Raw genomic sequence first — 13,090 nt, forward strand, 5'->3', positions numbered from 1 at the left:
AGGCTTGGGCCCCAGCCGAGAGGACCAAGAAAAGCACCTGCAGGCCCTGCGGGTTCAGGCTGTCCACCATCACCAGCGGGGGCAACTGGAAGAGGCCATCTCCCTCTACCAACAGGTGTTGCAGGCCCGGCCCGCCCACCCGGAAGCGCTGCACCTTTTGGGGGTCTGCCGACAGCAGCAGGGAGTCCTGGAGGAAGCCATTGCCCTGATGCAGCAGGCCTTGGCGCAGCAGCCGTGGTTTCCCGACGCCCACTACAATCTGGCAATTGCCCTCAAGCAGGTAGGTTACCTGGAGGAGGCAAAAGCTCACCTCCAGCAGGCGTTGGAGCAGGGGGGGCCGGATCCAGAGGTCCTGTACCAGCTAGGCCTGGTGCTACGGCAGCAGGGGGAGTGGGAGGCGGCGCTGGTGCCGCTGCTGCAGGCTCTGGAGTTGCAGCCGGGCTTTACCGATGCTGCCCATATCCTGGCCATCTTGTTGCGCGATTGCGGGCAAGAGGAGGAAGCGGCCAAGCTGTTCTACCAACTCTGGCAAGCGGATCCAGCCGACTTGGCCGCCGCCCTGGGCTGGTGTGTCAGCCAGTTGCCCCTGCTCTACGACGCCCCGGAACAGATAGCAAGCGCTCGCCAGCGCTACCGCCAGGCCCTAGAAGAGGTCAAGGCCCGCTGGGAGCAACTGCCGCGGGATCCAGAAACCCTGGAGCAAGCGGCTGCCGGCGTCGGCTCTGTCCAGCCTTTCTTTTTGCCCTACCAGGGCCAGAACGACCGCGAGCTGCAGCAACTGTACGGATCCCTAGTGGGGGAGGTCATGGCGGCTCGCTACCCCCAGCCTTCCCTTCCCCGGCAGCGACGTCCTGGGCGGCTTCGGGTAGGCATCGTCTCCGGCCTGTTCCGGGATCACTCGGTTTGGAAGATCCTAACTCGCGGCTGGGTAGAAGCTTTGGATCGCTCCCAAGTGGCCCTCTACGGCTTCCACACCTCGGCCATCCAAGACGAGATCACGCGCTCCCTGCCCTCTCGCTTTGAGCAGTTTGTGGCCGGATCCCGCAGCTTAATGGAGTGGCAGGCAGTCATTCGAGAGGCCCAACTGGACGTGCTCCTCTACCCAGAAGTGGGCATCGACCCGGTCTGCGCTCAACTGGCTGCCCTGCGTTTGGCGCCGGTACAGGCCATGGCCTGGGGCCATCCCCAAACTTCCGGTCTACCAACAATGGATGTCTTCATCAGCAGCGAGCTGATGGAACCGCCGGACGGGGCCAGCCACTACACTGAGCAGCTCCTGCTCCTGCCTGGCCTCGGCACCTACTACATCCCCTCGGAGGTTGCACCTGCCTCTGTGGACTGGCAGGCCTGGGGGGTGGATCCCGACAGGGTGCTCTACCTTTGTGCCCAATCCTTGTTCAAATACCTGCCCCAATACGACGAGGTGTTCCCCCGCATTGCCCGGGAGGTGGGGCGGTGTCAATTCCTATTCCTCCAGGGCCGCCTTTCCCAAGGGATCCGCCAGCGCTTTTGGCAACGGCTGCAGCGAGCCTTCCGCGCCTACGGCCTGGCCGCCGAAGACTATGTGCTGCTGCTGCCGGAGCTCTCGCCCGCCGAATATGCCGCCTACAACGCCCTGGGGGATGTTTACCTAGACAGCATCGGCTGGTCTGGCGGCAACACCACCCTGGAAGCCTTGCCCCACGGCCTGCCCATTGTTACCTTGCCGGGATCCCTGATGCGGGGCCGCCATACCTACGCCATCCTGCAGCAAATGGAGCTCCACGAAACCATTGCTTCTAGCCTGGATGAGTACGTTCAGATTGCCGTGCGGCTGGGCTTGGACGACCGCTGGCGTGAGAAAGTGGGCCGGCAGGTAAAAGCCCGCCAGGAACGGGTCTACCGGGATCCCGCCCCCATCCGCGCCCTGGAAGCATGGCTGCAAACTCTGAAGAGCTGAGGGGGAGTTTACTGGCCGGAGTCCCGACCTTCCAGACGGCAGAGCAGTTGCCGCATCAATAGCTCCCGCTGGCCCAAAGAGAGGTGGGGAGCAACCGCGCTGGAAAAATGGGGCATGGCTAGGGTGACGCGATCCAGCAAGTCAGCACGGCGATGTTGTTGCTGGATGGCCCAGGCCCGCTGCACAAGGTCTGCGGCTGTTTCCAGCTCCAGCCCCGCTTGTTCGGCTAGCCAAGCGGCTAATTGTTCCAGGTCGGGATCAAAGCGCAGCCGGTACATGTAGATTAGCATGCCGATCCCGAGCACTAGGCCTACGGCGCTGGCCACATAGGCAGCCTTAACGGAAGTTCCCGGCAGATAGGCCACCGCCGACACGCGTAAGATTTCATAGGGGATGCGAATCAGGCTGTAGCCGACGACATAGGTCCAGACCCAAGTGCCATCCTTAAGCTTGGGAAAGCGCCAGAACATCCCCATCAAGAGGGCAAACAGAACCAGGTTAAGGAGGCTTTCGTAAAAGAAGATGGGGTGAAAAAACTCAAACTGGCTGTGTTCCGGCTCGCGGGCCTCGGGAGGGATATATATCCGCAAAGGCCAACTGCTGTCAGGAGGAATGGGGGCACCGTAGGCCTCGGAGTTGAACAAATTGCCCCAGCGCCCAATGGCTTGGCCTAGGATCAAGCCGGGGGTAATCACATCGGCGTACTTCCACCCGTTGATCCCGGTGGCGCGGCAATAGAGGTAAAGGGCAAGCGCCCCCGCCAGGATCCCACCGTGGATGATGATGCCTCCCCGCCAGATGGCGAAGGCCAAGAGGGGGTTGTCTCGGAACTCTGACCAATGGGTGAGGACGTAGTAAAGTCGGGCGCCCAGAAACCCCGACACCACTAGCCACAGGGCCAGAGCTTCAACCCGCTCGCCGGCCTTGCCTGGCTCTTTCTCGAGGTGACGGGCCTCCGCTAGGGCTTTGGTCAGGATTAGGCCAACCAACACGGCAATGCCCATCAGCAGGCCGTACCAGCGCAAACCTAGCCCGCCCACCAGGGGAGTGCTGGGGGGAAAGCGGAAGACAAATTCTCCGGGCGAGCTAAAAGTAAGGCCTAGCAGCTCAGTACCCCGCAGATTCATCCCCAGCACGCTCTGCACCCCCAATCCCCCAACTTAGTTCCAGCAGTTAGCTTCCACGCCGCGCCAGTAGGACGAATTTTCCGGTCGCGCTCTTAGTCTCGCAACACGTAGCCTACCCCGCGCACCGTCTGGATGAGGCGCTTCTCTCCTGGAGCTTCGATCTTAAGACGCAAGTAGCGAATGTAAACCTCGATGATGTTAGAGTCGCCTGCAAAGTCGTGCCCCCACACATGCTCCAGAATCTGCTGGCGGGTGAGCACCTGGCGGGGATGTTCCATGAGGTAGCGCAACAGCTCGTATTCTTTAGCGGTCAGCTCCACCTGGCGCTCTCCCCGCCTCACCTCCCGTGTCACGGGATCCAGCGTTAGATCCATGAACACCAACTGGCCATTAGGGGATCCCTTGGGGTGCTGCAAATAGATCCGTATCCGCGCCAGTAACTCCTGAAGGCTAAAGGGTTTCACGACATAATCATCCGCCCCAGCCTCCAGTGCTGCCGCCCGAGCTGCCACCTCATCGCTAGCCGTCATTAGCACCACCGGCACGCGGTTGCCCGTCAAGCGCAACTGGCGACAAACTTCCAACCCCGAGATCCCGGGCAACATCCAGTCCAAGAGCACCAAGTCGGGGTTTTGGGTGCGGGCTGCCGCTAGCCCCGCCGTGCCATCGCCGACCACACTGACTCGGTACCCTTCATAGGTCAGCCCAGTTTCCAGAAAACGGGCCAACTTGGCCTCATCTTCGATCACCAGAATGTGGGCAGAGGAGGATTCCGGCTCGGGCATATTCTCTCCAGAAGAGGCGGGAAATCGGCTCCCTGCCCACCAGCATACCTTAGCCGTAGGGATTGACAGGCGGGGTAACGTGAAGCCTGCGCCAGCTACGTGTCCCACAAGCGGCTGCTGCCTGAAGGAGAGATTTGCTGCAGCTACAGGATCTCCCAGCTATCCCCGAAACCGAGGGTGGCGAACACTTAGATTAACCCCCACTCCTCCTACGCTCGGCTGATGACGAGTAGGTGCGCCCGCGCCAAGAGCGGGGCCGGCTGAGGGCCGACAGGATCACTCGCAGGACGGCCAAGGGATCCGCCAGCGGCGAAGCCCAAAACGTCCAGGGGGGATCTTGGTAGGAGCCGCGAATGCCCACAAGGACTCCCAGTCGCAAGGCAACTAGGCCCAGGTTAAGACCCAGCAGCACCTGCTCCGTTAGGGAAAAGGGGAACCCCAGCCCAGCTTTGATCCCCAGCCCCCCAACCGCCAAGACTGGGATCCCTTGGGTAAGCACAAGTAGGGCGATGTCCCCCCACAGTTGGGCTGCAGGAGTGGCATCTTTCAAGTCCAGGGATCGGCCCCACTCCCGCCAAGTTTCGGCCAAAGAAGTGTACATGCGCACCTTGAGCAGGTGCCGACCGTTGCAGAAAGCTACCCTAAAGCCGGCTGCCGCAATCTGCCGCACCAGGGTGACATCGTCGCAGAAGGAGGCCCGCGCCAGCGTGTAGCCGTTCATGGCTTCTAGCACCGAGCGGCGCACCAACATGCACTGCCCATTGGCCATCGTCCGCTCTGGCAGGGTAGCAGTGTCCCCTGGCGCTCCATAGCGGTAAATTAGGGTTGCCAAAAGAGCTGGTTGGAGCCAGCCTTCCCCCCAGTGCTGCAGGATAAACTGCGGCGCCAGGGTGAGGAGATCCAGCCCTTTGGCCTGGGCAGTTTCCAGCAAGCGCTCCACCAAGCCCGGCTGGGGGCGGGTATCGGCATCAATGCCCAAGATCCACTCAGAAGCGGGATCCGCATGGAGAAATCCGTAGTGCAACGCCCAGGGACGACCCACCCAGCCGCTGGGCAGGGGATCGTCGGTCAAGAGGCGAAAGCGGGGATCCCGCTTGGCCATCTGCAGCACTTTTTCGCGGGTGCCATCCTGGGAGCAGCTATCCACCACCAGTACCTCGCGCACGACCGATCCCTGTTGGTGCAGCCCTTCCAGACAGGGATCCAGGCGCTCGGCCTCGTTGAGGGTGGGCAGCAAAACGCTGACCAGGCCCGGCGGAAAAGGGATCCCCGGTTGACCAGGAGGGAGAGGAGAAGGACGCCACAGAGAGGGCAGCAGCCGGGCCAGCAACACCGCCGCCATCGGCAGCTGTAGGGCCAACAAACCCAAGGCAGCCGCATCCTCCATCGGGATCGCGTGCGTATCCATTAGAGCTACCTTCCTACCTCCAAGTTGCCCAGCAAGGCCCAAGCCGGTGGCTTTGGTTCAGAATCAATGTGACCCTTGCCCTCGGCTTTTTCTTTCTTAGCCCCTTGTGGATGTTTCCACTCAGCTTAGCCCCGGGGGATCCCTTGTCGCCCTCGTCAAGCTTCCTGCAGGACAGCTGGAGCGTGCTTTGGTGCAGAAAGAGCTGAGTCAAATTCTCGCCAAGAAACCCAAGCACCTCTTGCTGGATCTGAGCCAGGTCACGCGGATCGACAGCAGGGGGGTTTCGGCTTTGGTGTGGGCAAGACGCGCCTGCGCCGTCGCCGACTGTCATCTCAAGCTCTGCGGCCTAGGAGAACGAGCCAAGCTGGTTCTCAAGGTTACCCGTCTGGACTCTCTCTTCGAGACTTATCCGTCGGTGGAAGTGGCTCTCAAGAATCTCTCCGACGCCTATAAGGGGGACGGCTAGTTGCAAGTTCTGCTACCTACATCCTCAGGCAGCAGTCCCCTGACTCTCTACAGCCTAAGGCTGGTTTCTTTGGGCATAGAGCTTGGCCTGTTGCCGGATTTCCTCCCGCACCTTGGGCGGGGCCAGGCGGGCTGCTTGCTCAAATAGCTCAGGGGCTTTTGCCCGTAGGTTTTCGTCAGTGGCGGAGCTAAGGGCCATCGCCTTGCCTAGGATTGGGGCATAGTCACTGGGATCCTCCGCAATTAACTCGTCGTAGAGGGCTGTGGCTTTTTCCGTTTGGTCGTTGCGGGCATAAGCGAAAGCCAAGCGCAAGCGGGCCTCGCGATCTGCGGGCGCTGCTTCCAGATGCTTCTCCAGCAGAGCAATAGCCTCAGAGGTGCGGCCCAGGGCTAGCTGTACCTCCACTAACTGCTGCAGCACTTGGCCGTCTTTGGGATCCTTGTCGTAGAGGATTTGGAGCTGCTCCAATGCTCCTTCAAAATCTCCCGTATCTCGCTGAATTTGAGCCAAAAAGGCTCGCAGTTGCCGATTTTCCGGCTCCAGTTCCACTAGCTTCTTCAGCGGCTCGATTGCCCCTTGCGGCTCGTTGAGCTGTAGTTGCGTGTCGACCAGTCCCCGCAGGGCAATGGGGTTGTCCGGCTCCCGTTCCAGCACGGCGCGATAGCCATCCGCCTGGGCCCGCAGTTGTTCGGTAACCAAGCTAGCGGTGTCCTGCGAGTCTGAAGGCCCCAGTGCCTGGAGGATAGGACCAAAGGAGAAGCCCAAGAATATCGCTAGGCCGACCACCGCCACTAGGGCTTCTAGGAATTTGCGGAGGGGCGATTTGTCAGGTTTGGACTGAGGCATGAAGGAGCTCGCACAGAATCTCTCTGTACTCTATCATTCGCTCCTCTGGAAGCCCAGCAGCCTCTCGGTTAGACTTAGGAACTCGTTTTGACCTCCATGAAGGGCAGCTCCCTTAACTTTGAACCTGCTGGAGCTGCTGCACCTGGGCCTGCAGGTAGGGGATCCCCACCCGGTGGCAGTAGTCGCCAAAGCGCTCTTGGGGCTGGCGCTCCTGCTTGTAGATCTGCAGGAGAATCCGCATCAGGGGCACAATTTGGCTAACATGCACCCGATCCTGAAACGGCTGGGCCAAGCGATCCCCTCGCGGGCTAGCCCCCAGCCAGATTTGGTAGTAGCCATCGGGGGCGGATCCCACCAATCCCAGCTCCGCCAAGTAAGGGCGGGCACAGCCGTTGGGGCAGCCGGTCATGCGCACCAAAAAGGGCGAGTCCTGTAGCCCCAGCTCCTGCACCACCTGATCCAACTGGCGAATCAAGCTGGGCAGGGCCCGCTCCGACTCGGTGATGGCTAGGCTGCAAGTGGGAAGCGCCGGACAGGCCATGGAAAGCCTCACCAGCTCCGGGATCTCCTCCTTGGAGGGGACTCCATGAGACTTGAGGGTCTGGTTAATGGCCTCTCGCTGGTGCTCCTCGATGTCGATGAGGATCACGTCCTGCGTGGGGGTAAGCCGCAGGTGGAGAGAAAATTCCTCCACAATCTTGCGCAGTGCCGTTTTGAGCTGCCGCTCCGGCGTATCTTGGATGCGGCCATTTTCAATAGAGATGCCCAAAAACCAACGGCCATCCCCCTGCTCGTGCCAGCCCAGGTAGTCGTCGCTGTTGGGGACAAACTTAGGCATGCGCCGGAAGGGCAATAGCTTCTCCCCCAGGTACTGCTCGACCACGCGGCGAAACTTGTGGATCCCCCAGTCGCGCACAAGATACTTCAGCCGCGCCTGCTTGCGGTCGTAGCGGTTGCCGTGATCCCGCTGCACGGCCAAGACCGCCTGGCAAACCCGATACACCGTCTCCGGCGGGGCAAAGCAGAGTTTCTGGGCCAAAAGGGGCTCCGTCTCTTCCTTGCCATGGGTGCGCCCCATCCCTCCGCCCACCACGATGTTGAAGCCCTTGAGGTTGCCCTTGCGGTCGGTGAGCACAATTAGGCCCAGATCCTGGGCGTAGATATCGACCGTGTTCTCTCCAGCCACGGTGATGGCGGTCTTGAACTTGCGGGGCAAGTAGACTGGGCCATACAGAGGCTCCGGCCCTTCCAGCCTTACCCCATTGCCGACAAACTGCTCGGCTTCCCGGACTTCCGGATCCACCGGCGGGATGGGAACTGGCTCCCCATCTACCCAGATCTCATAGTAGGCAGAGGTCTTCGGCGCCAGGAGATCTGCCAGTTTGCGCGCATACTCCTGGGCGTAGCGGTAGGCAGGCCGGTTCTTGTAGGGGGCAGCCGGCGCCGTGATGTTGCGGTTGACATCTCCACAGGCAGCCAGGGTGGATCCCATCTGCCGAATAATGCTGGCCACTGTGGCCTTGAGATTTTTCTTCAGGATCCCGTGTAATTGCAAGGTTTGTCGGGTGGTGGCGCGCAAGGTGCCGTTGCCGTACTCATCGGCCAGCCGATCCAGGGTCAAATAGAGCTGTGGCGGCACATGCCCCCCCGGAATGCGGGTGCGCAGCATCATCTGGTAGGCCCGCTCCAGTCCCTCCTGCTTTCGCTGCTGCCGCAGATCCCGGTCGTCCTGCTGGTAGACACCGTGGAACTTGAGCACCTGCACCGCCGCTTCGCTGAAGTGGGTGGTGTCTTGGGCCAACTCCTGCTGCAAGGGATCCCGCAGAAAGTTGCTTTCAGCCTTGATGTGCTCTACTTTGGAGCGCTTGGCTTCGGAGGTGGCAGAGGAGGTCATCTAATTCCCCAGTAATCCGGTCGGAATACCTGTGAAACAGGGTATCACCTCTTGCCAGCAACGTCCAGTTTGGCTTCTCCACAGCCTGCTGTAGCGCTTACAGCCGGCCTCAAAGCTCTAGCCGGCCAGCCCCAAGCGGGCGCTGTAGTCTGCCGCCGACCAGAGTTTCCAGGCAGAGTTGCCCTGCAGCTCCAAGACAAGGTCGTGGTAGGCCAGGAGGGTGGGGCGGTGGCCGACACTGACGTAGGTGGTGTTGAGGCGTTGCAGTTGCAGGTAGAGCAGTTTTTCGTTGGCCACATCCAGGGCGCTGGTGGCCTCGTCCAAAATGGCGTAGCGGGGCCGTGTAATTAAGATGCGGGCAAAGGCCAGGCGCTGCTGTTCGCCCAAAGAGAGGGTGCTGGCCCAATCTTTCTCCACGTCGAAGCCGCCCACCCGCTCCGGCAAGTCAGCGAGGTTAACTTGGGCCAAGATCTGCAGGAGCTCCTCGTCGGTCAGATCCCGGCGACGGCCTGGATAGAGGAGTTGATCCCGCAGGGATCCCAGGAGCATGTAGGGCTTCTGGGGCAGGAAGAGCATCTCGCCGGTGTCGGGACGGGCGATGGATCCCTGGCCGTTGCTCCACAGGCCAGCAATGGCTCGCAGCAGGGAGCTCTTGCCGCTGCCGCTGACCCCCACAATCAATAGCCGTTGGCCTGCCTCCAAACTTAGGGACAGATCCCGAACCAAGGTTCGTTCCGAATTGGGCGTAAGCAAAGTAACATGCTGCAGCGCCAGGTGGGGGGCAATGCGGGTTTGGATGGCGCTTTCTCGAGGACGCAGCTGGCGCAGGGCCGGATCCTCCAAAGCTTCGTAAAAGGATCCCAGGCGGTTGATCCCGGCGGCAAAGCTGGAGATGCTTTGGATCTGGTTGGCCACAATCGAAAGGGCGCTCAGCACCTGGCTAAAGGCAATGGTGGCCTGGGTGATGGTGCCAAAATCCCGCACGCCGCTGAAGTAAAGGGGAGCCACAATCACATAGGGAACGATGCGGGTAAAGTAGTTATAGGCGTACTGAAAGATATCGATAATTGCTTGCCAAATGATCAACAAATTAAAGTTGCGCAAGGCAGCAGCGAAGCGATTCAGGATCTGTCTTAGCTCTAGGTTTTCGCCCTGGTAAAAGGCAATGGACTCGGCGTTGTCTCGCACGTGTACTAGGCTGTAGCGAAAGTCGGCCTCGTAGCGCAGTTGATCGAAGTTAATTTTAATCAGCCTGCGACCAGCCAAAACGGCAATGCCAGTGCCAATGGTAGCGTAGATAACCAATCCTATCGCCAGCACGCGGGAAATGCTATAGAGAATGCCAGTGAAGGCGTAGAGAGTGAGGATTGAGTCGAGAATATCCAACAAAAAAGAAAGGGTGGTGCCAGTAAAGGAGCGAACGTCTTCTGAAATGCGCTGGTCAGGGTTATCGATTTCGGTGTTGGCAGCGTTGGAATCCAGCTCGTAGTAGGCCCGCCGGTCAAAGTAGCGATCCAGGAAGTAGTCGGTTAGCCATTCCCGCCAAAACAGGCCCAGCTTTAGCCGCGTATAGCGGTAGATCACCAAGATGGGAATGGCTGAGATAATCAACACCCCGTAGATGATCAAAAACTGCCAGAAGGTGCTCTCTTCCTTTTGCTGCAGGGCAGTGTCGATAAAACGAAAGATAAAGCTAATCATTACATTGAGCCGGTTTACTGTTAGGGACAGAAACAGCAAAAAGGTAAGGAGCACCCATTGCAACCAGCGCCGATGGATCTGCCTCCATACCACCCCAAACGCCAGGCTGCTTAGGGCCAAGCTGGCTGCTGCCACCCATAGCACTGGCGAGGCTAGGTTTCTCTCTGTTTGCTCGACCAAGCCTGCTGCTAGGGTTCGGAAGAACTCTGGAAAAAGGGCCTTTCCAACCAGGGTTACCCCAATCTCGACAAAGAACATGAGGGCAACCACAAACACCATGGATGCTGCTAGCAGGCCAAAGAAAATCCAGCCTCCATAGCGCACCCTCGGGTAAAAATATGGCTGAGCTACGGTGATAAAGCGGTCCCAAAGTTTGCGGTCGAAGTTAAACTGATAGGTTTGGGAGTCCATGTTGGCAGCCGTCGGCAAGAGCGTGGGAGCCTTACAACATCTTCCAGGCTAGCAGGCCAGGGATCCCCATCTCTGTTCAGCAGGAGCAACTTCTCTAGCTGGCAAGTCCGACTGGCTAGGCAGGATCCCCTTGCAGCCGCTTTTGCCATGCCGCGTGAGCCGCTAGCCACACCGTCTGCACCGGCACGCGGAACTCTTGGGCGCGGGCCACACAGTCGCGAAACTCCGGCTGGGCGTTGACGATGCGGCCGTGGTGGCAGGCCACCTTGACGTCCACCAGGCCGTAGGGAGTTTCCACCCGCTCGATCCGCCGCTCCAGGACGGTGCGCTGCTGCAGGGAGTGGCGAATGCCCAGGGTGGTGGTTTCCCGGAAGAGGAGATCCTGGCACTCCAGCACGCGATCCGGCGGGCAGATGACCGTCAGTAATACCCCTGGTCGTCCCTGCTTCATGGTGATGGGCTGGGTAAACACGTCCCAGGCACCGAGGGCCAGCAACTGCTCACAGGTGTAGGCAATGACTTGAGGGTTGAGATCGTCAATCTGGGTTTGTAAGACCGAGACAATCTCGGTCGGCTCATGCCCCTGCGATTGACCAATCCAAAGGCGAAAGATGTTGGGAATGGGCAGCTCACGGCTGCCAGCCCCCCGCCCCACTTTTTCCAGCCGCAGCGGTGGACAAGGCCCAAACTCTTCTGCCAGCGCCACTGCCAAGGCTGCCCCGGTGGGGGTAACCAGCTCGGCTTCCACGCCGTTGCTGAACACTGGCACACGCCCCATTTCCCACAGCTCAATCACCGCCGGCACGGGCACCGCTAGCTGGCCGTGTTCGGTGCTGACCCAGCCGCCGCCAATGGGGTGGGGAGAAGAGATCACCTGCTCCACCTGCAGCCAATCGAGACCAACACAGGTGCCGACGATATCCACCAGGGCATCGACAGCCCCCACCTCGTGGAAATGCACTTTTTCCAGGGGAACCTGATGAACTTTTGCCTCCGCCTGGGCCAGCTTCTCGAAAACCTTGAGGCTGCGGACCTTGACCGCAGGGGCCAAGTGGGATCCGGCAATCAAAGCCTGGATCTCCAACCAGGAGCGAGGGGGCAGGGATCCGTCCAGCACCTCCACCACCGCCTGCAGGGCAGGCTGCCCACAGCGCTGCACGCGACTCACCTGCAGGTTGTATTCCCCCCCGATGCCCAAGGCCTGGAGCTGCTGGTTGAGATACTCCAGGGGCACCCCGCAATCCAGCAGCGCCCCCAGGCACATGTCGCCGGCAATGCCCGCTGCGCAGTCAAAGTAAGCTACTTTCATACCAAAGCATGTTGACTTGACATACTTCCCTCGCCTAAAGGCGAGAGATTCTTGACGCTTCACAGACTGCTGCTGGCTAGCCAGTCTTACGCAGTCTCCACGTCCGTTTTAGAGTCGGGCGATGCCCCATCCCGACTTGCTTTAGGTTGTTGGCAGCGTTGACGTCCCTGTCATGCACTGCCCCGCAACCGTCGCAGACCACCACACGGGTAGCCAAATCCAACTTGCCCCAGTGCCAGCCACAAGCCGAACAGTACTGGCTTGTAGCCTCCCACCGGTCGATTAGGCGCACTTCCCTCTGGTACTTCTCACCTTTGCCCTCACAGAGAGCCCGAAAGGTATGCCACCCCTGCTGACTAATCGCCTTGGACAACCGACGGTTTTTCAACATCCCGCTAACGTTGAGGTCTTCCAAGCACACGACTTGGTTTTCGACTGTGAGCTGGGTTGACAACTTGTGCAGGAAGTCGAGCCGCATGTCGGCAATGCGGTTGTGCAGCTTGGCAATCCTCAGCCGGGTTCGCTCCCACCGATGGGATCCCTTCACCCGCCTGGCAAGCTGCTTTTGCAGCTGGGCAATACGGTTGTACAGAGGCCTATAGTTGGGACTGGGGAACTTGGCCCCATCGCTTGTGGCGGCGAAGGTCTTAATCCCCAAATCCACTCCAATACTGGGTGAGCGAGCAGGGATGCTAACAGGTTCCGTCTCCACCACAAAGCTGACAAAGTAACGCTCGGCAGTGTCTTTAATTACAGTGACGGAACTAGGGGTACTCGGCAAAGGTCGGCTCCAAATAGGCTTAATGGCTCCCACCTTGGCCAAGTAAACCCGCTTACCGTTGATAGAAAAAGCTCCCCTAGTTAGCGTTGCTGACTGCTTGGCTGCTTTCTTTTTGAGCTGCGGCGCACCTCCTTCCTGGGCAAAGAAACGCTGGTAAGCTTTGTCCAAATGTCTGAGAGATTGCTGTAAAGCAACACTTGAAACTTCGCCCAACCACGGAATCGATTGCTTGAGCTCGGTTAGGCGCTTGGCCAAAGCGTTGTACCCTGGATACTTCCCAACGGCTTGGCAGTGGGCTAAGGCTTCATTCCAGACGTACCTGACACAGCCAAACAACTTGGCAAGCTTCTGCCGCTGTTGGTCTGTGGGGTAGAACCTATACCTGTATCGAGCTTTCATGGGCTAGAGCCAAGTTGGCATGTT

General features: G+C 59.7%; 10 protein-coding genes. 2 read left to right on the plus strand and 8 right to left on the minus strand.

Annotated features, from left to right (window positions below):
- Nucleotides 1–4: 4 nt before the first annotated feature.
- On the plus strand, nucleotides 5–1,939 hold the full coding sequence (locus tag NW804_RS02580; protein ID WP_414422784.1) for a tetratricopeptide repeat protein: 1,935 nt from the start codon (nucleotides 5–7) through the stop codon (nucleotides 1,937–1,939).
- A gap of 8 nt (nucleotides 1,940–1,947) precedes the next feature.
- Here the strand turns inward: NW804_RS02580 and lgt are convergent, their stop codons facing one another.
- From lgt to NW804_RS02595, 3 genes are all read right to left on the minus strand, one after another.
- Nucleotides 1,948–3,084 carry a prolipoprotein diacylglyceryl transferase gene (gene lgt / locus NW804_RS02585; protein ID WP_414422785.1) on the minus strand — a complete coding sequence of 379 codons (1,137 nt, stop codon included), beginning with the start codon at nucleotides 3,082–3,084 and terminating at the stop codon, nucleotides 1,948–1,950.
- Nucleotides 3,085–3,158: 74 nt separating this feature from the next.
- Nucleotides 3,159–3,851: a response regulator transcription factor gene (locus tag NW804_RS02590; protein ID WP_414422786.1), complete on the minus strand. Its 693-nt coding sequence runs from the start codon at nucleotides 3,849–3,851 to the stop codon at nucleotides 3,159–3,161.
- A 193-nt stretch (nucleotides 3,852–4,044) separates the two neighbouring features.
- Nucleotides 4,045–5,259, minus strand: coding sequence for a glycosyltransferase family 2 protein (locus NW804_RS02595; RefSeq protein ID WP_414422787.1), 1,215 nt, complete (start codon nucleotides 5,257–5,259; stop codon nucleotides 4,045–4,047).
- Between the two features lie 106 nt (nucleotides 5,260–5,365).
- On the opposite strand from NW804_RS02595, the gene NW804_RS02600 reads away from it, so the two are divergent.
- Entirely contained in the window at nucleotides 5,366–5,725 is a 360-nt protein-coding gene (locus NW804_RS02600) for an STAS domain-containing protein (protein ID WP_414421023.1), read from the plus strand.
- Nucleotides 5,726–5,779: 54 nt separating this feature from the next.
- On the opposite strand, the gene NW804_RS02605 is transcribed toward NW804_RS02600, so the two are convergent.
- The 5 genes from NW804_RS02605 to NW804_RS02625 form a co-directional block, all read right to left on the minus strand.
- Entirely contained in the window at nucleotides 5,780–6,571 is a 792-nt protein-coding gene (locus tag NW804_RS02605) for a tetratricopeptide repeat protein (RefSeq protein ID WP_414421024.1), read from the minus strand.
- Nucleotides 6,572–6,683: 112 nt separating this feature from the next.
- Complete coding sequence (locus NW804_RS02610) at nucleotides 6,684–8,465, minus strand: NADPH-dependent assimilatory sulfite reductase hemoprotein subunit (RefSeq protein WP_414422788.1); 1,782 nt, start codon at nucleotides 8,463–8,465, stop codon at nucleotides 6,684–6,686.
- Between the two features lie 117 nt (nucleotides 8,466–8,582).
- Nucleotides 8,583–10,577, minus strand: coding sequence for an ABC transporter ATP-binding protein/permease (locus NW804_RS02615; protein WP_414422789.1), 1,995 nt, complete (start codon nucleotides 10,575–10,577; stop codon nucleotides 8,583–8,585).
- A gap of 115 nt (nucleotides 10,578–10,692) precedes the next feature.
- Nucleotides 10,693–11,886, minus strand: a complete 1,194-nt coding sequence (gene larC / locus NW804_RS02620) for a nickel pincer cofactor biosynthesis protein LarC (protein ID WP_414422790.1) — start codon at nucleotides 11,884–11,886, stop codon at nucleotides 10,693–10,695.
- 76 nt (nucleotides 11,887–11,962) lie between these two features.
- Nucleotides 11,963–13,066: an RNA-guided endonuclease InsQ/TnpB family protein gene (locus NW804_RS02625; RefSeq protein WP_099812285.1), complete on the minus strand. Its 1,104-nt coding sequence runs from the start codon at nucleotides 13,064–13,066 to the stop codon at nucleotides 11,963–11,965.
- Nucleotides 13,067–13,090 lie beyond the last annotated feature (24 nt).

It is taken from the genome of Synechococcus sp. WC10meta (assembly GCF_047461475.1).